Origin of the sequence: Enterobacter cloacae complex sp. 2022EL-00981, from assembly GCF_028737495.1 — a bacterium.
Classification (GTDB): Bacteria; Pseudomonadota; Gammaproteobacteria; order Enterobacterales; family Enterobacteriaceae; genus Enterobacter; species Enterobacter cloacae.
The window spans coordinates 1-22,401 of the sequence record NZ_JAQZRK010000017.1; the positions used below are offsets into that span (position 1 = coordinate 1).

23 protein-coding genes and 2 pseudogenes are annotated in these 22,401 nt (G+C 52.5%); 11 read left to right on the plus strand and 14 right to left on the minus strand.

Features of this window, described 5'->3' with window-relative positions; genetic code table 11:
* The 4 genes from PUZ33_RS15155 to nhaA all read left to right on the plus strand — a co-directional run.
* Nucleotides 1-319 (plus strand): recombinase family protein (locus PUZ33_RS15155; protein WP_004153193.1); only part of this gene is annotated, 319 nt, incomplete at its 5' end.
* A gap of 182 nt (nucleotides 320-501) precedes the next feature.
* On the plus strand, nucleotides 502-1,362 hold the full coding sequence (locus PUZ33_RS15160; RefSeq protein ID WP_000027057.1) for a broad-spectrum class A beta-lactamase TEM-1: 861 nt from the start codon (nucleotides 502-504) through the stop codon (nucleotides 1,360-1,362).
* 223 nt (nucleotides 1,363-1,585) lie between these two features.
* The gene (locus tag PUZ33_RS15165) at nucleotides 1,586-2,191 is read left to right on the plus strand and encodes a recombinase family protein (protein ID WP_000509966.1); all 606 of its coding nucleotides are present in this window, start codon (nucleotides 1,586-1,588) and stop codon (nucleotides 2,189-2,191) included.
* Nucleotides 2,192-2,850: 659 nt separating this feature from the next.
* Nucleotides 2,851-4,032, plus strand: a complete 1,182-nt coding sequence (gene nhaA / locus PUZ33_RS15170; protein ID WP_004194048.1) for a Na+/H+ antiporter NhaA — start codon at nucleotides 2,851-2,853, stop codon at nucleotides 4,030-4,032.
* 426 nt (nucleotides 4,033-4,458) lie between these two features.
* On the opposite strand, the gene PUZ33_RS15175 is transcribed toward nhaA, so the two are convergent.
* The 4 genes from PUZ33_RS15175 to PUZ33_RS15190 form a co-directional block, all read right to left on the minus strand.
* Nucleotides 4,459-4,773: a hypothetical protein gene (locus PUZ33_RS15175; RefSeq protein WP_000091613.1), complete on the minus strand. Its 315-nt coding sequence runs from the start codon at nucleotides 4,771-4,773 to the stop codon at nucleotides 4,459-4,461.
* 254 nt (nucleotides 4,774-5,027) lie between these two features.
* Nucleotides 5,028-5,384, minus strand: a complete 357-nt coding sequence (locus tag PUZ33_RS15180) for a cupin domain-containing protein (protein ID WP_000215515.1) — start codon at nucleotides 5,382-5,384, stop codon at nucleotides 5,028-5,030.
* Nucleotides 5,374-5,775 carry a HepT-like ribonuclease domain-containing protein gene (locus PUZ33_RS15185; protein ID WP_001293886.1) on the minus strand — a complete coding sequence of 134 codons (402 nt, stop codon included), beginning with the start codon at nucleotides 5,773-5,775 and terminating at the stop codon, nucleotides 5,374-5,376. Before PUZ33_RS15185 ends, PUZ33_RS15180 begins: the two co-directional genes overlap by 11 nt.
* Nucleotides 5,772-6,062 (minus strand): nucleotidyltransferase family protein, encoded by a 291-nt coding sequence (locus PUZ33_RS15190; protein WP_001247892.1) that lies wholly within the window; start codon nucleotides 6,060-6,062, stop codon nucleotides 5,772-5,774. The genes PUZ33_RS15185 and PUZ33_RS15190 overlap by 4 nt, the downstream gene beginning before the upstream one ends.
* Nucleotides 6,063-6,136: 74 nt before the next feature.
* Here PUZ33_RS15190 and PUZ33_RS15195 point away from each other — a divergent pair, with 74 nt between their 5' ends.
* Nucleotides 6,137-9,109: a Tn3-like element ISPa38 family transposase gene (locus PUZ33_RS15195; protein WP_032413488.1), complete on the plus strand. Its 2,973-nt coding sequence runs from the start codon at nucleotides 6,137-6,139 to the stop codon at nucleotides 9,107-9,109.
* A gap of 303 nt (nucleotides 9,110-9,412) precedes the next feature.
* Here PUZ33_RS15195 and PUZ33_RS15200 read toward each other — a convergent pair whose 3' ends face one another.
* From PUZ33_RS15200 to PUZ33_RS25265, 5 genes and pseudogenes are all read right to left on the minus strand, one after another.
* On the minus strand, nucleotides 9,413-10,594 hold the full coding sequence (locus tag PUZ33_RS15200) for a DUF4268 domain-containing protein (protein ID WP_013023770.1): 1,182 nt from the start codon (nucleotides 10,592-10,594) through the stop codon (nucleotides 9,413-9,415).
* A 281-nt stretch (nucleotides 10,595-10,875) separates the two neighbouring features.
* Nucleotides 10,876-11,019 (minus strand): annotated as a pseudogene (locus PUZ33_RS15205) (IS110 family transposase); the annotation flags it as partial.
* Between the two features lie 15 nt (nucleotides 11,020-11,034).
* The gene (locus PUZ33_RS25255) at nucleotides 11,035-11,244 is read right to left on the minus strand and encodes an IS1 family transposase (protein WP_047715686.1); all 210 of its coding nucleotides are present in this window, start codon (nucleotides 11,242-11,244) and stop codon (nucleotides 11,035-11,037) included.
* Nucleotides 11,245-11,249: 5 nt separating this feature from the next.
* Nucleotides 11,250-11,408 carry an IS1 family transposase gene (locus tag PUZ33_RS25260; RefSeq protein ID WP_040118406.1) on the minus strand — a complete coding sequence of 53 codons (159 nt, stop codon included), beginning with the start codon at nucleotides 11,406-11,408 and terminating at the stop codon, nucleotides 11,250-11,252.
* Between the two features lie 136 nt (nucleotides 11,409-11,544).
* Entirely contained in the window at nucleotides 11,545-11,727 is a 183-nt protein-coding gene (locus PUZ33_RS25265) for an IS1 family transposase (protein ID WP_350339070.1), read from the minus strand.
* A 183-nt stretch (nucleotides 11,728-11,910) separates the two neighbouring features.
* Here PUZ33_RS25265 and PUZ33_RS15215 point away from each other — a divergent pair, with 183 nt between their 5' ends.
* The 6 genes and pseudogenes from PUZ33_RS15215 to PUZ33_RS15240 all read left to right on the plus strand — a co-directional run bounded on the left by PUZ33_RS15215 (nucleotide 11,911) and on the right by PUZ33_RS15240 (nucleotide 18,137).
* Nucleotides 11,911-12,957: an SIR2 family protein gene (locus tag PUZ33_RS15215; RefSeq protein WP_032413491.1), complete on the plus strand. Its 1,047-nt coding sequence runs from the start codon at nucleotides 11,911-11,913 to the stop codon at nucleotides 12,955-12,957.
* Nucleotides 12,954-14,762, plus strand: a complete 1,809-nt coding sequence (locus PUZ33_RS15220; RefSeq protein WP_032413492.1) for an ATP-binding protein — start codon at nucleotides 12,954-12,956, stop codon at nucleotides 14,760-14,762. Before PUZ33_RS15215 ends, PUZ33_RS15220 begins: the two co-directional genes overlap by 4 nt.
* A 648-nt stretch (nucleotides 14,763-15,410) precedes the next feature.
* Entirely contained in the window at nucleotides 15,411-15,629 is a 219-nt protein-coding gene (gene ccdA / locus PUZ33_RS15225) for a type II toxin-antitoxin system antitoxin CcdA (protein ID WP_006788213.1), read from the plus strand.
* 1 nt (nucleotide 15,630) lies between these two features.
* Nucleotides 15,631-15,936: a type II toxin-antitoxin system toxin CcdB gene (gene ccdB / locus PUZ33_RS15230; protein ID WP_006788214.1), complete on the plus strand. Its 306-nt coding sequence runs from the start codon at nucleotides 15,631-15,633 to the stop codon at nucleotides 15,934-15,936.
* Between the two features lie 193 nt (nucleotides 15,937-16,129).
* Nucleotides 16,130-17,145 (plus strand): annotated as a pseudogene (locus tag PUZ33_RS15235) (hypothetical protein).
* 197 nt (nucleotides 17,146-17,342) lie between these two features.
* Nucleotides 17,343-18,137 carry a site-specific integrase gene (locus tag PUZ33_RS15240; protein WP_016240356.1) on the plus strand — a complete coding sequence of 265 codons (795 nt, stop codon included), beginning with the start codon at nucleotides 17,343-17,345 and terminating at the stop codon, nucleotides 18,135-18,137.
* A gap of 423 nt (nucleotides 18,138-18,560) precedes the next feature.
* Here PUZ33_RS15240 and PUZ33_RS15245 read toward each other — a convergent pair whose 3' ends face one another.
* From PUZ33_RS15245 to tnpA, 5 genes are all read right to left on the minus strand, one after another.
* The gene (locus PUZ33_RS15245) at nucleotides 18,561-18,863 is read right to left on the minus strand and encodes a hypothetical protein (RefSeq protein ID WP_004197636.1); all 303 of its coding nucleotides are present in this window, start codon (nucleotides 18,861-18,863) and stop codon (nucleotides 18,561-18,563) included.
* Nucleotides 18,860-19,486 (minus strand): ParA family plasmid-partitioning AAA ATPase, encoded by a 627-nt coding sequence (locus tag PUZ33_RS15250; RefSeq protein ID WP_016946792.1) that lies wholly within the window; start codon nucleotides 19,484-19,486, stop codon nucleotides 18,860-18,862. The genes PUZ33_RS15245 and PUZ33_RS15250 overlap by 4 nt, the downstream gene beginning before the upstream one ends.
* Before the next feature lie 445 nt (nucleotides 19,487-19,931).
* Nucleotides 19,932-21,470, minus strand: a complete 1,539-nt coding sequence (tnpC, locus tag PUZ33_RS15255; RefSeq protein WP_004181747.1) for an IS66 family transposase — start codon at nucleotides 21,468-21,470, stop codon at nucleotides 19,932-19,934.
* Between the two features lie 49 nt (nucleotides 21,471-21,519).
* Nucleotides 21,520-21,867, minus strand: a complete 348-nt coding sequence (gene tnpB, locus PUZ33_RS15260) for an IS66 family insertion sequence element accessory protein TnpB (protein ID WP_004114612.1) — start codon at nucleotides 21,865-21,867, stop codon at nucleotides 21,520-21,522.
* On the minus strand, nucleotides 21,864-22,241 hold the full coding sequence (tnpA, locus tag PUZ33_RS15265) for an IS66-like element accessory protein TnpA (RefSeq protein WP_023280007.1): 378 nt from the start codon (nucleotides 22,239-22,241) through the stop codon (nucleotides 21,864-21,866). Before tnpA ends, tnpB begins: the two co-directional genes overlap by 4 nt.
* Nucleotides 22,242-22,401: the final 160 nt, after the last annotated feature.

Here is a 22,401-nt window from a genome sequence, read left to right on the forward strand (position 1 = left end):
AAAAGAGTTTGATGCTCAGGGTGTAGCGGTTCGGTTTATTGACGACGGGATCAGTACCGACGGTGATATGGGGCAAATGGTGGTCACCATCCTGTCGGCTGTGGCACAGGCTGAACGCCGGAGGATCCTAGAGCGCACGAATGAGGGCCGACAGGAAGCAAAGCTGAAAGGAATCAAATTTGGCCGCAGGCGTACCGTGGACAGGAACGTCGTGCTGACGCTTCATCAGAAGGGCACTGGTGCAACGGAAATTGCTCATCAGCTCAGTATTGCCCGCTCCACGGTTTATAAAATTCTTGAAGACGAAAGGGCCTCGTGATACGCCTATTTTTATAGGTTAATGTCATGATAATAATGGTTTCTTAGACGTCAGGTGGCACTTTTCGGGGAAATGTGCGCGGAACCCCTATTTGTTTATTTTTCTAAATACATTCAAATATGTATCCGCTCATGAGACAATAACCCTGATAAATGCTTCAATAATATTGAAAAAGGAAGAGTATGAGTATTCAACATTTCCGTGTCGCCCTTATTCCCTTTTTTGCGGCATTTTGCCTTCCTGTTTTTGCTCACCCAGAAACGCTGGTGAAAGTAAAAGATGCTGAAGATCAGTTGGGTGCACGAGTGGGTTACATCGAACTGGATCTCAACAGCGGTAAGATCCTTGAGAGTTTTCGCCCCGAAGAACGTTTTCCAATGATGAGCACTTTTAAAGTTCTGCTATGTGGCGCGGTATTATCCCGTGTTGACGCCGGGCAAGAGCAACTCGGTCGCCGCATACACTATTCTCAGAATGACTTGGTTGAGTACTCACCAGTCACAGAAAAGCATCTTACGGATGGCATGACAGTAAGAGAATTATGCAGTGCTGCCATAACCATGAGTGATAACACTGCGGCCAACTTACTTCTGACAACGATCGGAGGACCGAAGGAGCTAACCGCTTTTTTGCACAACATGGGGGATCATGTAACTCGCCTTGATCGTTGGGAACCGGAGCTGAATGAAGCCATACCAAACGACGAGCGTGACACCACGATGCCTGCAGCAATGGCAACAACGTTGCGCAAACTATTAACTGGCGAACTACTTACTCTAGCTTCCCGGCAACAATTAATAGACTGGATGGAGGCGGATAAAGTTGCAGGACCACTTCTGCGCTCGGCCCTTCCGGCTGGCTGGTTTATTGCTGATAAATCTGGAGCCGGTGAGCGTGGGTCTCGCGGTATCATTGCAGCACTGGGGCCAGATGGTAAGCCCTCCCGTATCGTAGTTATCTACACGACGGGGAGTCAGGCAACTATGGATGAACGAAATAGACAGATCGCTGAGATAGGTGCCTCACTGATTAAGCATTGGTAACTGTCAGACCAAGTTTACTCATATATACTTTAGATTGATTTAAAACTTCATTTTTAATTTAAAAGGATCTAGGTGAAGATCCTTTTTGATAATCTCATGACCAAAATCCCTTAACGTGAGTTTTCGTTCCACTGAGCGTCAGACCCCAAGTATAGTCTGTTTTGGACAACAGCCAGCCCATATAAATCAGGGCGTTCCGATACAAAAATCCAGGAGGGTTCAATTGGGACATCGTGCCGCCATTTACTGCCGGGTTTCAACAGCGGATCAGTCTTGTGAACGCCAGGAATTTGATCTGCGAGCCTTCGCCGGCCGTGCCGGCTACGACGTGGTGGGAATATTTAAGGAAACAGGTTCAGGAACTAAACTCGACCGGGCCGAGCGAAAGAAAGTCCTGGCGCTTGCCCAGTCCAGACAAATTGATGCAATCCTGGTCACTGAGCTTTCCCGGTGGGGGCGCTCGACGCTCGATCTGCTCAATACGCTACGTGAACTGGAGAACTGGAAGGTTTCCGTGATAGCCATGAATGGAATGGCGTTCGATCTTTCGTCGCCGTATGGACGAATGCTGGCGACGTTTCTTTCCGGCATTGCGGAGTTTGAGCGGGATCTCATCAGCGAGCGGGTCAAGTCAGGCCTTGCTGTTGCGAAGGCACGTGGTAAGAGGCTTGGTCGTCAGGCCGGAGTGCGACCAAAATCAGACCGACTTTTGCCTAAGGTGGTTGCGATGAGGGCCGAGGGACGCAGCTATCGCTGGATCGCACGCGAGCTCGGTATCAGCAAGAATACCGTCGCTGACATCGTGCAACGACACAGAGCTAACGCTTAGGGTGTCATTTCGCCCTCAGCCGGAACCGACCCCGGCCATAACCGGGTGAACCCGTCGGTCCGCGGAATGGCCGCCGCGTAAAAGATCTCACAGCATCCGGCAAGCAATAAATATATCCAGCCCAAAACTTCTGGCCTCAGTGTTAACGAAATGCGCCATTTTGACCTGTGGTATGTCTTTTCTGACAGCCATTCGTCACCGGCATGGACGGATAATTATCCATCAGCTGCTGTTCAGGCTTTTCAGGATAATGCGGCTCAGAGCAGCATCTGTCTGCAAACGGTGTCCTGTGTAATCATTTTCCATCACTACCCGTGTCAGTTTACGTTGCCAGCTCTTACTGACAGATACTATTTACTGACACGCGGCGGATAGTAAATTTCAGCCATGTTCTGGAAACAGACTGAGCAAATTTCTCAGAATGGAAACGCACCCTAGCCCCGCCAAGGCTTCGCTTTACGATAATTTACCTGAAGGCGGCCATTTACCTGACGGTGCATGATAAAATGTAACCACAGACCGACCGAATTTAACTTATTAATTTAATTATCTAAATTTCTTACATCAGTCAATCAGGCTGTGCATTGCATTTTTGGAGTGCACAGTCTCTGGGTTGCCTGATTCACAATTCGTAAGTCAACATCTCAGGGGGAGATTAAGTGACAGAAAACCCAATCGGATTAACCAGAAAAGTTATCAAGCCCGTTTCTAATTTTTTCAGTTCACCTGTAGCGGGCGGTATTGTGCTTATTATTGCTTCGGCAGCCGCTATCATCGTGGCCAATTCGCCCCTCAGGGAAGGTTATGAAACACTCCTGAAATACAAAACAGCAGGCCTGTCCGTTGAGCACTGGATAAACGATGCCCTGATGGCCGTATTCTTTATGATGGTCGGGCTGGAAATCAAGCGTGAGCTTGTCACCGGCCAGTTAGCCACCTGGAGCCAGCGTGCGTTGCCGGGCTTTGCCGCACTGGGTGGTCTGGCCGTACCTGCCCTGATTTACGTGGGGTTTAATGCCGGTCATGACGAAACCCTTTCCGGCTGGGCCATCCCGGCGGCCACGGATATTGCTTTTGCGCTCGGTGTACTCGCCTTACTGGGCAGTCGTGTGCCAGTCTCGCTAAAAATTTTCCTGTCGGCGCTGGCTATTCTGGATGACATGGGGGCGGTGGCTATCATCGCGCTCTTCTATACCAGCAACATTTCGCTTCTGATGCTGGGTGGTGCAGCGGCAATGGTTGCTCTGCTGTTTAGCCTGAACCGTGCCGGCGTGACGCGCCTGCTGCCCTATCTGCTGACGGGGGGAGTACTGTGGTTTTTCATGCTTCAGTCAGGCGTGCATGCCACCGTCGCGGGTATCCTGCTGGCGTTCTTTATCCCGCTGCGAACCAGGAATGCGGCTGATGAAGTGCCTCTGGACAGGCTTGAGCATGCCATCAACCCCTGGGTCACGTTTATGATACTGCCGCTGTTTGGCTTCGCCAATGCGGGCGTCGCGTTGTCGGGCATGACGATGAATGACCTGTTGTCGCCGGTTCCGGTAGGCGTGGCGCTGGGCCTGTTTTTGGGTAAACAGGCAGGTATCTTTGGCCTGTCGCTACTGGCCGTCAGCCTGGGCCTGGCGAAACGACCAGAGAAAAGTACCTGGTTACAGGTTTATGGTGTCTCGGTACTGTGTGGGATTGGTTTTACCATGAGCCTGTTTATCGGCAATCTGGCCTTTACAGGCAGCCCTCTGCTCGTTGATGAGGTCAAGGTGGGGGTTCTGGCAGGGTCCATACTGGCCGCTCTGGCCGGTATTTTGATACTGCGCTTTGCGCCTTCTAAGCAAGTCAGGTAACGTATTATCTACAGGAAAATCCCCGTGATAACGGGGGTTTTTTCACACTGTCAGTGTATATTCTGAAGAGAAAATTGAAATTATTTAATTTTATTATAAATAATTACCTTTCTATCTTTCACATTTTACAGGCGGAGCCCTGTTCAGATAAGTCAGGATGAACGCTGGCATATCAGTTAAAATATTATGTTATTCAAATAAATAGTCGGCTAACGTGGTTTTTTACACGACTGGCCCTCTAACCCCGCTACTGAATACTGACCGCCAAAAGGCGGTTTTTTTGTTCAAAGAAACTGATCTCAGTATCGCGCCCGGGGCAGCTGGCCAACGTCGCCGGCATCGCGCCGGCAAAAATCGAAAAACAGAAATATCAGCAAGATAGCTTAAACAGGTGTCGGGAAATTTCGTTGAGATATTTTGAAGGAATCACAGTGTAAGCAGGCGCTTTTTCAGGGAGGCGCGTTCTTGCGGGTTGCGTCCCTTGTGATTGGCGATGCGATCCGCCGTGGCGGCCTGGCGCTTGACGGGCCAGTAGGAGCGGCCATCCTTGCCCATCGACCAGACGCTGCTGGCCTGGTTTTCCAGCAGGGGCAGATGGGCGCTCAGGGCTTCGGGCGACGCGCTGGTCAGCGCCGTGCGCTCACGGGTGCGCCAGCGCTGATGCCAGAGCTTCTTGTCCTCGCGCTCGCTGCCGCAGGTCGTGTGCCCGACGATGGGTGTTTTGCGGCGGCTGCGGCTCATAACGTAGTGGTCTCCAAGAACATTCAGGACTGATCCCAGGCGTCGATGGTCAAGACCTGATCGGCAGGACAGGCGGCTACGCGGTCGGGAACTGGATGGTGTTCAGTCTCATGCCGACCCCATTCGATTGATCGCGTCGCTTGCGGCACGCTGCGACGCAAGGAGGTTTGCGACCTGGTTTAGCAGCCGTGTCCGCTGCATGTCTGTTACCTATCTCCCCGACCGCTCATTGGACCAACTCCAGAGATTGGGCTCTATCGCTCAGCCAATACGAAACCGGCATTGGCTGATGCCACAACCGAGACTAACACAAATGGCTCGGTACCTGTATTTCGCGCCCCGTGCACTTGGCCCGGTCTTGCCACGGCTATCTCACCTTCCCTGAGGGCACGAACAATCCCATTGCCCTGAAAGTAATCAGCCATTCCCGACAAAACAGTCCACGTGTCTTGGCCGTGAGGATGAATGTGAGCCGCAATTTCCTGCCCGGGATGGACATGCCAAACCACGATAATTGAGTCTCGGGTTTCAAGCACAACGGAACGAATAGGCTCGCCTTCGGACGGCTGAACATACTCGGCTACAGAAAATATTCTCGATTCAACAGTCATCGGAGATCCCTCTTTCACAGTTGTCGTTACGGTCTTCATCGTCGGCATCCTGACGCACGGCGGGCAATTGCTGGAGCAACGCCGGCAGCCATTCCTGTACCGTCTCCCACACCACATCGAGGTTGATGTCGAAATAGCCGTGAGCCATGCGATTACGCATATTGCGCATGCTGCGCCACGGCACGTCGGCATGCGCCTGGGTGAACTCGACGTAGCCATCCATCACCTTTGTGGCCGCCTCGCCGATGACGATCAGGCTCATGATGACGGCCTGCTGGGTGCGCTTGTCGGCCAAGAAGTCGTCCTTGGCCATCCCTTCCACGAAGCTGCGCGCATCGGTTGCGGCCTGCTGAATGTGGTCGAGGTAATCGGGCAGGCGGTTCTCGCTCATATCGGTTGCGCCTCCGCGAGCACCTTGGCCCGGAACTTCGGCGGCAGGTCGCCGGGAGTCAGCAGATCGACGTCAACGCCGAGCAGCGATTTCAGTTCTTCTTCCAAATCGCCCAAGTCCAACAACGTGGCACCGGGCAGCGCATCGACCAACAGGTCGAGGTCGCTGCCATCCCGGTCGGTGCCATGCAGCACCGAGCCGAAGACGCGCGGGTTCGCGGCGCGAAAGCGGCCTACCGCTTCACGCACTGCGCTTCGCTTCATGTCAAGCACAACAGACGGTCGCATGCGCATCCTTTCTTATCGAAACTCGTTGAGATGATATGCAATCAAGAATAGAATTTCAAGAAGAAGGAAACCGCATGCCCCGCCGTTCGATCCTCTCCGCCGCCGAGCGCGAAAGCCTGCTGGCGTTGCCGGACACCAAGGATGAGTTGATCCGTCACTACACGTTCAGCGAAAGCGACCTCTCCATCATCCGGCAGCGGCGCGGCCCGGCCAATCGGCTGGGCTTCGCGGTGCAGCTCTGCTACCTGCGCTTTCCCGGCGTCATCCTTGGCGCTGATGAGCCACCGTTCCCGCCATTGCTGAGACTGGTCGCCAACCAGCTCAAGGTCGGCATCGAAAGCTGGGACGAGTACGGGCAGCGTGAGCAGACCCGACGCGAGCACCTGGTCGAGCTGCAAACGGTGTTCGGCTTCCAGCCGTTCACGATTGGCCACTACCGGCAGGCTGTCCAGTTGCTGACCGAGCTGGCCATGCAAACCGACAAGGGCATCGTGCTGGCCAGAGCCTTGATCGAGCACCTGCGGCGGCAGTCGGTCATTGTGCCCGCCCTCAACGCCGTCGAGCGGGCGAGCGCCGAAGCGATTACCCGCGCCAACCGGCGTCTCTACGACGCCTTGGCTGAGCCGCTGACGGACGTGCATCGCCGTCGCCTCGACGATCTGCTCAAGCGCCGCGACAACGGCAAGACGACGTGGCTGGCCTGGCTGCGGCAATCCCCGGTCAAACCGAACTCGCGGCACATGCTGGAACACATCGAACGCCTCAAGGCGTGGCAGGCGCTCGACCTGCCCTCCGGCATCGAGCGGCTGGTTCACCAGAACCGGCTGCTCAAGATCGCCCGCGAGGGCGGCCAGATGACGCCCGCCGACCTGGCGAAGTTCGAGCCGCAGCGGCGTTACGCGACCCTGGTGGCGCTCGCCATCGAGGGCATGGCCACCGTCACCGACGAAATCATCGACCTGCATGACCGCATCCTGGGCAAGCTGTTCAATGCCGCCAAGAACAAGCATCAGCAGCAGTTCCAGGCATCCGGCAAGGCGATCAATGCCAAGGTGCGGCTGTTCGGGCGCATCGGCCAGGCGCTGATCGAGGCCAAGCAAGCGGGCCGCGATCCGTTCGCCGCCATCGAGGCCGTCATGTCCTGGGATGCTTTCGCCGAGAGCGTCACCGAAGCGCAGCGGCTCGCGCAACCCGAGGACTTCGATTTCCTGCACCGCATCGGCGAGAGCTACGCCACGCTGCGCCGCTACGCGCCGGAATTTCTCGACGTGCTCAAGTTGCGGGCCGCGCCCGCCGCCAAGGACGTACTCGACGCCATCGAGGTGCTGCGCAGCATGAACAGCGACAACGCCCGCAAGGTGCCCACCGACGCGCCGACCGAGTTCATCAAGCCCAAGCCGCGCTGGCAGAAGCTGGTGATGACCGACACCGGCATCGACCGGCGCTACTACGAACTGTGCGCGCTGTCGGAGCTGAAGAACGCGCTGCGCTCCGGCGACATCTGGGTGCAAGGCTCGCGCCAGTTCAAGGACTTCGAGGACTACCTGGTGCCGCCCGCGAAATTCGCCAGCCTCAAGCAGGCCAGCGAATTGCCGCTGGCCGTGGCCACCGATTGCGACCAGTACCTGCATGACCGGCTGACGCTGCTGGAAACGCAGCTCGCCACCGTCAACCGCATGGCGCTGGCCAACGAGCTGCCGGACGCCATCATCACGGAGTCGGGCCTGAAGATCACGCCGCTCGATGCGGCGGTGCCCGATACCGCACAGGCCCTGATCGACCAGACGGCGATGATCCTACCGCACGTCAAGATCACCGAATTGCTGCTGGAGGTAGACGAATGGACGGGCTTCACCCGGCACTTCGCCCACCTGAAGTCAGGCGACCTGGCCAAGGACAAAAACCTGTTGCTGACCACGATCCTCGCCGACGCGATCAACCTGGGCCTGACCAAGATGGCGGAATCGTGCCCCGGCACGACCTACGCCAAGCTGGCCTGGCTGCAAGCCTGGCACATCCGCGACGAAACCTACGGGGCGGCACTGGCCGAGCTGGTCAACGCGCAGTTCCGACATCCCTTCGCCGAGCATTGGGGCGACGGCACCACGTCATCGTCGGACGGCCAGAACTTCCGCACCGGCAGCAAGGCCGAGAGCACCGGCCACATCAATCCGAAATACGGCAGCAGCCCAGGGCGGACGTTCTACACCCATATCTCCGACCAGTACGCGCCGTTCCACACCAAGGTCGTGAACGTCGGCGTGCGCGACTCGACCTACGTGCTCGACGGCCTGCTGTATCACGAATCCGACCTGCGGATCGAGGAGCACTACACCGACACGGCAGGGTTCACGGACCACGTCTTCGCGTTGATGCACCTGCTGGGCTTCCGCTTCGCCCCGCGCATTCGTGACCTGGGCGACACCAAGCTCTACATCCCGAAGGGCGATGCCACCTACGAGGCGTTGAAACCGATGATCGGCGGCACGCTCAACATCAAGCACGTCCGCGCCCATTGGGATGAAATCCTGCGGATGGCCACCTCGATCAAGCAGGGCACGGCGACGGCCTCGCTGATGCTCAGGAAGCTTGGCAGCTACCCGCGCCAGAACGGCCTGGCCGTCGCCCTGCGTGAGCTGGGACGCATCGAGCGCACACTGTTCATCCTGGACTGGCTGCAAAGCGTCGAGCTGCGCCGCCGCGTGCATGCCGGGCTGAACAAAGGCGAGGCGCGCAACGCGCTGGCCCGCGCCGTGTTCTTCAACCGCCTGGGGGAAATCCGCGACCGCAGCTTCGAGCAGCAGCGCTACCGGGCCAGCGGCCTCAACCTGGTGACGGCGGCCATCGTGCTATGGAACACGGTCTATCTGGAGCGGGCCGCGAACGCCTTGCGTGGCCACGGTCAAGCCGTCGATGACGGCCTGTTGCAGTACCTGTCGCCGCTCGGCTGGGAGCACATCAACCTGACCGGCGATTACCTCTGGCGCAGCAGCGCCAAGATCGGCGCGGGCAAGTTCAGGCCGCTACGGCCGCTGCAACCGGCTTAGCGTGCTTTATTTTCCGTTTTCTGAGACGACCCCAAAAGGGATTACTTTGACTTCTTCATTGCTGTTAGCGGGTTAAGGCTAATCAGGGCAGGGGGTAGGGTGGCAGAATTTATAGCCCGGCAACCGGCTACGCCGGGCTTTCGGCGCCATTTGACTCCACAGACACATGTAACCTCATCTGGCGCCTCCATGCCGCTGACGCGGCATCAGGAAGTGTAGACTTTAACGTCTGCTTTGTGCCAGGAGCGGAAGTTGTTAATTACAGTTTGCGTGGATCACGGGTCAGGGTCACTCTACTTAATACTACTCGTCCCCACCTTCGGTGATCAGACCTGACTTTTTCAGCTCAACCGCCAGCTCCTGTAAGCTCGGGCGAATTGCTTTTTCCAGACGGGTCATACCATCAATCATCCAGCTAATGATGTCAGGCCAAAGTTCTTTGTTTCCGCCGTCAAATGCTTTTGCACAAACAACCTGGCAGCTTTTTCTCTCAGGCAGTAGTCGCCAATTGAGCATCCCACCAAACTGCGACTCAATATGCGTTTTGCGCTCTGACAGACGCTCAAACAGCCATGTATTTTCTACCGCATCTGAACGTGAAATATTGAGCTGAATGCGAGCATCTTTTTGCGAGAAGATCACTTCAAAAGGCACGCCACTAACCCCCGAACCCGCTGCCAGCCAATGGTCTGTCGTAGGTGCTCGGTTGTTAAATAATGAACATGTGCTGGTACGGAATTTTTCCAGTGCTAACGACCAGAACTCACGGCGTAAATAATGTCGTTGTTGCAGTTCGCTACTGCTTGAGGTGGACTGCTCTTCTGCCTCTTTCTGCGCCATTCCAATCATGTAGGATTCCGCTTCAGGAGTCGGAATGACCTGCCGTATATCGACAAAAACATCCTCGGCAAAGAGGTACGGCGTCGCTTTGAAGCATTGCACTCGGATGCCAAACTGCATTAGCCATAGTGCAGTATTGGTAACTTCTTTGCGGAAATTCGCCGCTACCATGATAACGCGCTGTGTCCCTTTTCGATTGAGCACACCTTCTTTCAAACTTTCCCAGCCCATAAATTCTGCAATAACTTCTGCCGCAGGGCGGATTTCCGAGGGTTCATGTTGTGTAAGATAAAGCTGAAAAATTTCGACAACGCTTTCCTGACGAAGGTTGGCGCAGTAACCCGCATACTTCAGCGCCTGCCAGACCACGTCACGCCCTGAATCATCAAGTTTATTCTCGATAATGACCAAGTTGCCTTTTTTGTCGATAGCCAGCAGATCGAGACGTTCGTTAGTCTCATCAAAACCAGCAAACTCTTTCTGAATAATTAAAAGTTCGTCCTCTTTATCATCTTTCTTAGTCAACGCTTGAGGATTGTTTGCCAGCCACTCTTGCAAATGATCGCGTTCGCGAAAACCAAGACTGCTAAAAGAGACTTCCATGAGCGACTTGAGGCTATTGTTTTGCCGATCAATCTTATACATTTTCTATCTCACATCCTGATTGTTTTGCTTCTGGCAGAATTATCTTATTTGGGTTTGAGGGTAATGGAACGGAAACGTACGCTAAGAAGATAATTGTTTGTTTATATTGAAATTTAAATTTCTCAATTCCCCATTTATCATATCCTCCGGTAGCGTGAGCTGACAAGCTCCCTGTTGACTCACACCTAATGCTGCTAGCAATGTCCGTAGATCGCTCATAGCGGACTGCGCTCACTTACTGCTGTGAGCGTTACATTGAGTTTAATGCCAGCCAGGTATAGTCAGGTTGACAGTACTTGTTTCAGACCTTCGTCATTAAAAACGGTTCCGGTCTTCAGGACGCCATAACACCAGTGCACCAGTTTCCGCATCAGCGCGCCAATGGCCACCATTTTAGGTTTACCCCGCAGGCACATCTCATCGTAGGTAATGACTCCAAATTATTGATAGTGTTTTATGTTCAGATAATGCCCGATGACTTTGTCATGCAACTCCACCGATTTTGAGAACGACAGCGACTTCCGTCCCAGCCTTGCCAGATGCTGCCTCAGATTCAGGTTATGCCGCTCATTTCGCTGCGTATATCGCTTGCTGATAACGTGCAGTTTTCCCTTCAGGCGGGATTCATACAGTGGCCAGCCATCCGTCATCCATATCACCCAAAGGGTGACAGCAGGCTCATAAGACGCTCCAGCGTCGCTATAGTGCGTTCACCAAATACGTGCGCAACAACCGTCTTCCGGAGCCTGTCATACGCGTAAAACAGCCAGCGCTGCCGCGATTTAGCCCCGACGTAGCCCCACTGTTCGTCCATTTCCGCGCAGACGATGACGTCACTGCCCGGCTGTATGCGCGAGAATACCGACTACGGCCTGAGTTTTTTAAGTGACGTAAAATCGTGTTGAAGCCAACGCCCATAATGCGTGCACTGGCGCGACATCCGACGCCATTCATGGCCATATCAATGATTTTCTGGTGCGTACCGGGTTGAGAGGCGGTGTAAGTAAACTGTAGCTGCCATGTTTTACGGCAGTGAGAGCAGAGATAGCGCTGATGTTCGGCAGTGCTTTTGCCGTTCGCACCACCTCGTCAGTAGCTGAACAGGAGGGACAGCTGATAAAAACAGAAGCCACTGGAGCACCTCAAAAACACCATCATACGCTTAATCAGTAAGTTGGCAGCATCACCGAAACTGCCTACCTGATTCGTTTAGCTACGTTCGTATATGAGTCAGAGAATGAAATTTAAACAGGATGCATCACTTGTTGAAACATGTAAGATAAATCTTATCTACGATATTTAAGGAAAGGCACAGCGTGGCGACTTATCGGGCTTACTACGGGCAGGACAGAGATCGTGAATACTTTGAACGCATATTTCAGTCAGCAAACATCAATTTCATCATTGGCTCAGGAGCATCACTGCCTGCAATCAGCGTGTTAGGTGATATTGAAAGCGAGCTTGAGGCTCTGGTCCGCGCCGGAAATGATGATGAATACTTCAGTAAATCTGAGTCTTTTCTGGACAATGTATGGAAGGCAAACAACGTCCTCCTGAAGCGAAGCAGGCCCGCAGAGGTAATCCTTCCTACTTTAATAGATGATGTCGTATCGACACAAAACAACTACGCGAAGCTCATGCGGGCATTAGAAATGCTTCTAACGAGGCGGCGGACTGGATTGCTACCGCGGCGCATCAACCTTTTTACGACTAACTATGATTTGTTCATTGAGGATGCGGCGGTTAAAAATAACAACGTCATTCTGAATGATGGATTCCGTCAGCGCGCTGATATTTACAACCGGACAGTATTCGATGCCAAATGTTTTTATCAGACCATACACGCAACCGGAAACCTTTATAATTACAGCGTGGAACTACCTACGGTGAATCTCATCAAGCTGCATGGTTCCCTTTCCTGGCATAGCTATGATAAGGAAATCTATTATTCCATTAAGGATATGAAGCCAGTTGCGTTCAATACACCAAAGGAGAAGCAGGGCTGGGTTATGTCACATCAACTGGTTCTGCCGCGAAAGGATAAATTTCGTGAAACCTTACTTGAAAACGTGTATTACGATCTACTACGGACTTATTCAAATGAGCTGGATAAAGAAGGCTCTTTGCTTATAGTTTTCGGATTTTCTTTTGCGGATGAGCATATTGAAACCCTTACCAAAAAAGCGCTACGAAACGCCACGCTCAAAATTGTTATATTCGCTTACAACGAGGCGGCTAAAGACCTATTTCTTGGTAAATTCCGAGATTATTCCAACGTTGATGTGGTTTTTACTCCTGGAGCTCCGTTGGACTTCAAAAAGATGAATGAAATTATAACCAGCTTTCTTGGAGGTATGAAATGACCTCCGCTTTTGTTAACGAAGAAGCAGTATTAAGGATCGGTGAGGTTCGTGAAGTATCGGGCAGAACACTCAGCGTGCTTGTCGATAAAAATAAAAATCTGAGTGACCTTTTCTATCACGGTAAGGTGCTCAAAAATGTTTCAGTAGGTAGTTTCATCGAAGTCAAAAAAGGCTTCATGAGTCTGATTGCAAAGGTAGAAACCGAGAAGATTGTCGAGGAAAAATCACCTGTTGGTAGCGGAAGCGATTCGCTTCGCTTCCGACGCTATCTTACAGCCTCACTGGCAGGCTACATTGACCGGAACGGGCGCTTTACTGGCGGAACACGCGAGTTACCCCTTATCGGCAATGAAGTTTTTCTGATGTCTGAGGAACAACTTCATCTTATCCACTCGATCGCGCCAGCGGGCGAGTCTGGGCTGAATTTTTCGCGCACCGATCTCGAAGATATTGATATCACTCTCCCGATAAGCGGCCTTCTCAACTCACACATCGCCATCTTCGGTAATACTGGCAGCGGCAAGTCCAATACTCTGGCCGCGCTTTACCAGCATGGCTATGAGGCCCTGAAAAACCTACTAGGCGAAGGATTCAGAAGTCGGTCACGGTTTCTTTTATTTGATTTCAATGGTGAATATGGTGGGAGAAGTTGCATTACGCGCGACAAGGTTGTTTACAATCTTAGCACGCATGATGAAGAGGGTGATCGCATTCCGATGCCTGCTGAGATACTGCTTGAGCATGAGATTCTCTCTGTCCTGACGGATGCCACCGACAAAACGCAGAAACCTTTCCTGAAGCGAGTACTTGAATTCAAAAAGCGAGTGGAGTCGAAGCTGAACCCTCAGTCATATTTTCGTGAAATTCTGAAACGGCGGGTCACCGAAACTCTGTTTGGTTGCGAAAAGAAAAAAAGTGACGACCTGATTGATTTATTCCGTCCCGTACTTAAGGACGAAGACCTGATAGCAGATATTGAATTTTTTTATAACAACGGCGGCGTATGGCGAACTAAGACAGGTGTTTACTTTTCTAATGAAGAAAATACTCATCAGTGCAATATGTACCAGAGGGCTCAGAATTATGAATTTCCCGAAGATATAATGGAAGAGTTGCTGGACTATATGTATGTTCAGCTAATTATTGAATATCTTTCAAGTCGCTCAAATCCTGAACATCTTTCTCCTGTCATCAACCGAATGAGCGGACTGAAAAAAGATATTCGTAAAATTTTCAATACTGCATCCGGCGGAACCATCTGGGCAGAAACGAACTTTGTTGTCCTGAACCTTAATATGGTCAATCTGACCATGAAAAAAACGCTACCACTTTTAATGGCCAAATGGGCCTATTCAGCAAAAAAAATGGATAAGGTACCGTCCACTCTCCATCTCATCATAGACGAAGCACACAATATCCTTTCGAACACCTCGTTCAGGGAATCAGAAAGCTGGAAGGATTATCGGCTCGAAACGTTTGAAGAGATAATTAAGGAGGGCAGAAAATTTGGCGTCTTTGTGACGATATCCAGTCAGCGACCAAATGATATCTCCCCGACTATCATTTCTCAGGCACATAACTATTTCATTCACCGGTTGATAAATCAGAACGATCTGTATGCTATTGAAAAATCCGTTTCCTACATAGACCGCATGACTGAAGAATCTATTCCAACGCTTGCAACCGGCACCTGCATATTCAGTGGCGTGATCTGCCCTATGCCACTTAAGCTTCGTATAAACGAGCTGTCTTTCCGCAAAAAGCCGCACAGCCATACGCTGAATTTTGAAGACCTAATGCTTTAGCCACGGCTGCCACTTCTCTGAGCAGAACGGCAGCCTGTCTCCCCGTTCAGTGTGAGCAGATCAGCTAATGCTGGAATCGCGTCCGGCTCGGTCACCTTCATAAACGCCGCCTCAAACTAAAGATTCTTCTTGTAGTACTAGCAGTAATTACAAAAAGTGCTTTTATGCTTTTTAAGCATTGCTTTTATATTTTTAATAATGTCAGTTTTTATCCCTCACTCCTTTCTTTTCCTGAGATCCGAAAACTCCAAGTTCCGGATCTCCATGCCCTCTCTGGCGCGCCGCGACCCACTGACACAAGATGTGCCACTCCGTCAGCTGCGTTTTCTTCTATATGTTGTGTTCCTCCCCTGCCCCGTGACCGCCCGCGCACCACCGGAAAAGGGCGGTGTGGTTATTTCGTGTGCGTGGTACACTTCCGGAAACTTAGTAAAGCGCGGAAAGTCGGATCCGACCGGAACGGTCGTCCGGTAATTTAACAGCGTGACTGTGTGGATGATTGTTATATCCTGGTTGATTATTTCTGATGGGAGGTTCACAGTGTGAAATGAATAGCGACATAACAGTATGCTTCTGCCGGGCGTGTGTCAGCTTCATCATTAAGCTATACTGATATGCATACCATTAGTATGCATTCCGGAGTGCATTATGAAGCAGCGCATCACCGTCACCATCGACAGCGACAGCTATCAGTTACTGAAATCCGCGGACGTCAATATCTCCGGCCTGGTGAACAGGGCCATGCAGAATGAAGCCCGACGTCTGCGTGCCGAACGCTGGCAGGCTGAAAATCAGGAAGGGATGGCTGAGGTTGCCCGGTTTATTGAAATGAACGGTTCATTCGCCGACGAAAACAGGGACTGGTGAGATGCAGTTTAAGGTTTATGCCTATAAAAGAGAGAGCCGCTATCGTCTGTTCGTGGATGTGCAGAGTGACATCATCGATACCCCCGGGCGGCGGATGGTGATCCCGCTGGCCAGCGCCCGGCTGCTGTCGGATAAGGTCTCCCGTGAGCTCTATCCGGTGGTGCACATCGGGGACGAGAGCTGGCGCCTGATGACCACGGACATGGCCAGCGTCCCGGCCTCCGTCACCGGGGAGGAAGTGGCCGATCTCCGCCACCGGGAAAATGACATCAAAAACGCAATTAACCTGATGTTCTGGGGGATCTGACCTCCTTCCCGCCCGGAAAGACAGGGAGGATGTCAAAGCGAAGCATTGCCGCAGAGATTACCCCTCACACGGTGACTGTACTGAACTGCTCCTCCGGAGCGGATGGCCTGCCGTCTTTCGCGGCGTCAGGGGACACTCCCCTATCCGATCACTGCTGACAGTTGCAGGGTATAACCCTCAGGGAAAAAAAAAGATGACCGACGGCGTGACCCGGACTGATGTCGACAAAACAATGTGGCTCGTGACACTGGCGGATATCATTACAAATAACAGTACCCGCCAGGAGGAAAATCTGGTCGTCATTCTGAGCAGGGAGGAATCGTGGGGGCCTGCTTCTGAACGTAATTCCAACGCGTTGTATCGGGCCTCCTGCATAATGACACTGTATCTGGCCGATACTGAACAGACGAAGACTCAGACTTTCACTGCAAATTACTGGCCTCTACTGAGTTCCCTGCACCTGTTTACAGAGGAATTCAGACTGGAAGAGCGCCTGCGGGGACACGGCCTGGGTACCTGGATCACGCAGCAGTTTGTGCTCTGGGCCAGAGGTCTGCCGCCTGAAACCAGGGTCTGGCCGATTGACATTTCGAAGGCTGATGAAAAAAGCGAAGAAAACCAGATCCGGAGGGACAGGCTGTGGCATGCAATGGGGTTCCGGTTCCCGGCCGGGCATAACTGCTCAATGCCGCTGGGGGTAGACGAACTGCAGTTGCCGCGGAGCAGGAGTTCAACGCTCCGGGTGGAGCCCCTGGCATCCGGAGTACGCCGGCTGGAAGACGGTTACCGCGGGCTGCAGGAAAAAATTGTGCAGCTGGAAGGGGAAATATTGTCGAAAAAACAGTTAATTGGTTCAATAAAGAAGCATCCTTTTCTTCATCTGTTGCACAGGAAATGGCGCCCGCTCCCGGACGGGAAATGTGATGCCCTGCCGCTGCGGGCAGCAAAACTGTCTCTGCCGCAGAGCGGGGATTCTGACCAGGAGGTGGAGCAACGGGCAACCGGGGTCATCCGGCTGGCTACCCTGTGTGCTCAGTCGCAGTAAAGGATCCTGGATCTGGAAAGGGATCTTGCCTCGCAAAGTGAGGAGCTCGTTGACCTGCAGACAAATCGCCTTTCTATCCTGTGGGAGAAAGTCGTCAACCTGGCCTTATTCTGGGGGGCTTGGTGACTTTTCTGGACTTTATCAAGTGGATGTTGGGGGCATGAATGTTCCCGTTCCATAGCCACACACTGAAGAGGACTGAAACCAGTGCCCGAAAATATCGTGTCTGTAATCACTGACGGGGTAGTTTTGTTTGCGACTTCGTCTGTTTTCTGGCTGGCCGTCGCTGGCTGGTTAGTCATCCTGACTCCGGTAATATTACGAAGAAAATTCTCGGCAAAGAAAAAAGTTAACAGAAATTATGAATAACCTGGTTCCAGTTGGATCTCCGTCATCTCCCGGAACATTGCTTCCGGTGGCCATCGATTACCCTGCCGCCCTCGCCCTGCGCCAGATGGCGCTCGTGCAGGATGAACTGCCGAAATACCTGCTGGCGCCGGAAGTCAGCGCCCTGCTCCATTACGTGCCGGATCTTCACCGCAAGATGCTGCTGGCGACGCTGTGGAACACCGGCGCGCGCATTAATGAAGCGCTCGCGCTGACCCGGGGGGATTTTTCACTGACGCCGCCGTATCCGTTCGTGCAGCTGGCCACGCTCAAGCAGCGCGCCGAGAAAGCGGCCAGGACGGCAGGTCGTGCTCCCGCAGGCAGTCAGGTCCATCGTCTTGTTCCGCTTTCCGATCACCACTACGTCAGCCAGCTACAGATGATGGTGGCCACCCTGAAAATTCCGCTGGAAAGACGAAACAAGCACACCGGCAGAATTGAGAAGGCGCGTATCTGGGAGATCACAGACCGTACCGTCCGCACCTGGCTTAGCGAAGCGGTGGAGGCCGCAGCGGCCGACGGGGTGACGTTCTCAGTACCGGTGACCCCCCATACGTTCCGTCACTCCTACGCGATGCACATGCTGTACGCCGGTATTCCGCTGAAAGTGCTGCAGAGCCTGATGGGCCACAAATCGATTAGCTCGACGGAGGTCTATACGAAGGTGTTTGCGCTCGATGTCGCAGCGCGCCATCGTGTGCAGTTCGCCATGCCGGAAGCTGAAGCTGTTGCGTTGATAAAAAAGTTAACCCCAGACCAATCTACATAGGTCAACTATGGGTATACCCCAGGTTTCGACCTAAAGTAGTTCTTGTGTGGGAAACAGTCCAAGCTTAATGGGGGGCTTATCCTGCCTCACCTTCTACAGCTATCAATCACATTAATGATGTTCAGAAAGGCCCTCATTGCCCTAAAGAAATAAAATGCAGCCATGAAAATAAAGAATAATTGAGATACAACTCCTGCTAAATCATGGTTGCTACCAGCCACTGATAGCAACGTAAATAGTAATGCAAGCGAAAAATATAAGGCAATTGTAGTATTTGAATTCATGTATATCCCCTTATGTATAGGACTGAGGCCACCCCCAAATTTTCACTATCGCGCAGTTATTGCCTCGATATAAAAGGTATTACCACCCTGAACAAGATAACAAGATAACAAGATAACAAGATAACAAGATAACAAGATATTATCGTTGTTTTGCTTCTGCGATTAATCTGGATATCTCTGTTTTTGATAAACTTTTTAGTGCCTCTACCGCTGCCCTGACTACGTCAGAACGATTCACTCTGCTTTTACCTGAAATCATTTCACCCGTTATAAGATCATCAATGTCTTTTAAGTTTTCTTCAAAAAAGGAAATGCTCACTGGTTTTGCTTTACTTACAGCCAATGGTCTCTCTGAAGTCACTTTGGTATTATCAATACCAGCAGTACCACCGTTAATAAACGCTGCCTCATCACGAGATGGAGTATTTGCTCTATTTCTCACAGAATAACCTCTTTAACTAACGATTCGATTTCTTGTTGTGCTTTGTCATTTTGCGTTTCAAATATTGTCATTGATTCTGCCCAAGCATCTCGATGCGCTTTTCGATCACAAACTCGGGAGTTAGCCAGCCGCATTTCAGGATAATCCTTGAGTACGTCAGCTGCCTGATTTGCTTCATTGACAAACATGTTCGTGGGCGTCATGTTTAAAACGAGATATCCCCGGACGTCCTCATTAAAATCTTTTGCTGCTGTAAAAACAGAGCATGTATGAGGCACTACATCCAGGTCCATCTGAGAAGGCCGCAACGGAGAAATGAATACGTCAGCGGCCATCAACCCACTACGCATTTCTGCACTGTCGCGGCCAGCACAGTCTGCGATGACAAAGTCATAAGATTTCTCGTGTTCCTTTAGCATGGCTTTGATGTTGCCTGTTGCGCCAGTAACCGGAATATGGGGAAGATCTTCAGGACGATTGTTGTACCAGGTCAATACAGATTTCTGGTCATCTGCGTCGACAATGATCACTCGATTGCCCAGTGACATCAGATACGCAGCTATAGATACCGCCAGTGTACTTTTACCAACCCCACCCTTTTGACTACCCAATACTATTATCATCACAGCCTCATATTAAGTTGTTAAGTTAACAACTTAATATTGCCAAACAGGCGGCAATATTGCAATACCTTTATTAAGTTAACATCTTATTAAGTTAATAACTACATGAATTATAATTGAATTACCTTTATACCTTAACAAATTGGTAAGATGTTAGGATAACAAGATAACAAGATAACAAGATAACAAGATAACAAGATAACAAGATAGCAAAGTGGTGCCTTTATCCGAAATCCCCATAGAACCGCATAATGCGGCTTTCAACTCCAGGCTACCTTTAGGGAGGGTAGTATCAACCAGTTATGACCGCGTGAAGCAAAAAGTGGGGTGTAGTGGGAAGCCTTTGAATCTTCGGTGTGTCGAAGTGGGGAGTTGGTGAGACAAATTTGGTAAAAGGTGGGGAGAAGCGTAAGCGTACAGCGAGAACCGTATTGACGGGGATGTGTTATTCAGTTGGCAGTGTGATGCGCCAGGGTAGCAGCTCGCTGACCCGGTTGACCGGCCAGTCAGCTATGACGTCAAGGACATGGCGAAGGTAGCTTTCTGGATCCACGCCGTTCAGTTTGCACGTCCCGATCAGACTGTACAGCAACGCTCCCCGCTCACCACCGTGGTCTGAGCCGAAGAACAACCAGTTTTTACGACCCAGACTGACCATCCGCAGCGCATTTTCAGCGATGTTATTATCGGCTTCGGCCCAGCCGTTTTCTGCATAGTACGTCAGGGCCGGCCACTGGTTCAGGGTGTACGTGAACGCCTTTGCCAGCTCCGAGTGTCGCGACAGAGTTTTCATTTTTTCACGCAACCAGCTTTCCAGGGTACTAAGCAGCGGTTTCGTTTTCCGCTGACGTTCAGCAAGCCGTTGTTCCGCCAGCATTCCTCTTATTTCCGCCTCCACGGCATACAGTTCGCCGATACACTTCAGGGCTTCCTCCGTCAGGGCTGACGGCGTGCGAACGTGCACATCGTGGATTTTACGGCGGGCGTGAGCCCAGCAGGCGGCTTCCGTTATCCGGCCATCGCGGTACAGCTCGTTGAACCCGGCGTACGCATCCGCCTGTAGCACACCGCTGAACCCCGCAAGATGGGTCTGCGGATGGATGCCTTTTCTGTCGGGGCTGTAGGCGAACCACACCGCCGGTGCCAGCGCTGACCCGGCGTTGCGGTCATCACGAACATACGTCCACAACCGCCCGGTCTTCGTCTTCTTATTGCCCGGCAACAGCACCTGGACCGGGGTATCATCGGCATGGAGTTTACCGTCAGTCAGGACATAGTCCTGAAGCGCCTCCTCCAGCGGGGACAGCAGCCGGCAGCATGCATCCACCCAGCCCGACAGCAGTGAACGGCTCAGTTCCACGCCCTGGCGACCGTATATTTCAGACTGACGATACAGCGGTGTGTGCTCTGCATACTTTGAGGTCAGCACGCGGGCCATCAGCCCCGGTCCGGCGATACCCCGCTCAATGGGGCGCGAAGGCGCGGGGGCCTGCACGATGGCATCACATTTTGTGCAGGCATGTTTTTCCCGTACAGTCCGGATCACCCGGAAGGCGCTGCGCATCAGCTCCAGCTGTTCAGCGGCATCCTCACCCAGGTAACTCAGCGCACCACCACACTCCGGGCAGCAGGAACCCGCTGGCCGCAGGCGTTTTTCATCGCGGGGGAGTGATTCGGGGAACGGTTTGCGGGTGCGGGTCTGACGCAGAGTGCGCTGTACTGCCGGGTCATCCACCCGACCGGTCAGCGTATCGCTCTCTTTCTGAAGCCGGTTCAGATCGGCTTCCATTTGTGCGATACGGCGGGAGACTTTTTCAGAACGGCTGCCGAAGTTCATCCGGCGAAGTTTATCCAGCTGCGCCTGCAGATGGTCTATTTCGCGCTCCCGGTCTGCCAGCTTTTCCAGCAGGGCACGGTTCAGCGCTTCCTGTTCGGCAAGGCGCTGTTTCAGCAGAAGGATGTCGTCAGAAGAGATGTCATTCATAAGCCAGCATTTTACCAGGCTTATTCTGCGACAACCAGGATAAAGAAGCCTACAGCATGGTCAGGGAGGTCAGCAACCGCTTCGGCTGTCGCCAGTCGATGCCTTCCAGCAGCATTGCCAGCTGCGCCGGGGTCAGGAACACTTTGCCATCGCGAGCTGACGGCCAGGCGAAGCGCCCGCGCTCCAGCCGTTTGGTCAGCAGGCACAGCCCGTCGCCGGTGGACCACAGAAGTTTAACCTGACTGCCGCTGCGGCCCCGGAAGATGAAGACATGGCCGGACATCGGTTCGTCTTTCAGCGCCGTCTGCACTTTTGCAGCCAGCCCGTTGAAGCCGTTTCTCATATCGGTAATACCGGCAACCAGCCAGATTTTGGTGCCTGTTGGTAGCGGGATCATCGCTTCAGTTCCTGTATCAGCAGAGTCAGAAGCTTTTCGCTGACAGTGCCGTTGAGGCGGAGTGTCCCGTGCCGGAACGTTACCTCACAGCTGATGCTGAGCTCTGAGTCCTCAGCGGGCGGTTCTGGTTGTACGGCGGTGGCATCGAGAGTCACAGGAAGTAACTGAGGCCTCTCAGAGGAAGGTAATAGCAGCTTTCCCTCGCGCCACTGCTGGCGCCATTTAAAGAGCAGATTGGCATTAATGCCATTTTCAAACGCCAGTTTTGAGATGGATATCCCGGGTTCGCAGGAGGCAGCAACGAGTTGCTGTTTAAACTCAGGAGAATAATTAGGGCAGCCTTTACGCCTGCCGGGAGTCATATTTTTCTGCATATCTGACACTTTGGTTCCCACTACTTATTTGGTGGACACCACTTTGTCGTATGCTTCAGATTATGACCAGACGGTTCACGCTGTACGCTTACGGAGAAGCGGGATTGCTTTTCACTTCTATCCAAAAAGGTGTGTTGAAGTGGGAAGGTGCGTAAGTATA

Coding starts and splice junctions, on each gene's coding strand:
- PUZ33_RS15160 (WP_000027057.1), top strand. CDS start 502: ATGAGTATTCAACATTTCCGTGTCGCCCTTATTCCCTTTTTTGCGGCA.
- PUZ33_RS15175 (WP_000091613.1), bottom strand. CDS start 4,773: ATGAGCCGCAGCCGCCGCAAAACACCCATCGTCGGGCACACGACCTGC.
- PUZ33_RS15180 (WP_000215515.1), bottom strand. CDS start 5,384: ATGACTGTTGAATCGAGAATATTTTCTGTAGCCGAGTATGTTCAGCCG.
- PUZ33_RS15185 (WP_001293886.1), bottom strand. CDS start 5,775: ATGAGCGAGAACCGCCTGCCCGATTACCTCGACCACATTCAGCAGGCC.
- PUZ33_RS15190 (WP_001247892.1), bottom strand. CDS start 6,062: ATGCGACCGTCTGTTGTGCTTGACATGAAGCGAAGCGCAGTGCGTGAA.
- PUZ33_RS15195 (WP_032413488.1), top strand. CDS start 6,137: ATGCCCCGCCGTTCGATCCTCTCCGCCGCCGAGCGCGAAAGCCTGCTG.
- PUZ33_RS15200 (WP_013023770.1), bottom strand. CDS start 10,594: ATGTATAAGATTGATCGGCAAAACAATAGCCTCAAGTCGCTCATGGAA.
- PUZ33_RS25255 (WP_047715686.1), bottom strand. CDS start 11,244: ATGACGGATGGCTGGCCACTGTATGAATCCCGCCTGAAGGGAAAACTG.
- PUZ33_RS25260 (WP_040118406.1), bottom strand. CDS start 11,408: ATGGACGAACAGTGGGGCTACGTCGGGGCTAAATCGCGGCAGCGCTGG.
- PUZ33_RS15220 (WP_032413492.1), top strand. CDS start 12,954: ATGACCTCCGCTTTTGTTAACGAAGAAGCAGTATTAAGGATCGGTGAG.
- ccdA (WP_006788213.1), top strand. CDS start 15,411: ATGAAGCAGCGCATCACCGTCACCATCGACAGCGACAGCTATCAGTTA.
- ccdB (WP_006788214.1), top strand. CDS start 15,631: ATGCAGTTTAAGGTTTATGCCTATAAAAGAGAGAGCCGCTATCGTCTG.
- PUZ33_RS15240 (WP_016240356.1), top strand. CDS start 17,343: ATGAATAACCTGGTTCCAGTTGGATCTCCGTCATCTCCCGGAACATTG.
- PUZ33_RS15250 (WP_016946792.1), bottom strand. CDS start 19,486: ATGATAATAGTATTGGGTAGTCAAAAGGGTGGGGTTGGTAAAAGTACA.
- tnpC (WP_004181747.1), bottom strand. CDS start 21,470: ATGAATGACATCTCTTCTGACGACATCCTTCTGCTGAAACAGCGCCTT.
- tnpB (WP_004114612.1), bottom strand. CDS start 21,867: ATGATCCCGCTACCAACAGGCACCAAAATCTGGCTGGTTGCCGGTATT.
- tnpA (WP_023280007.1), bottom strand. CDS start 22,241: ATGCAGAAAAATATGACTCCCGGCAGGCGTAAAGGCTGCCCTAATTAT.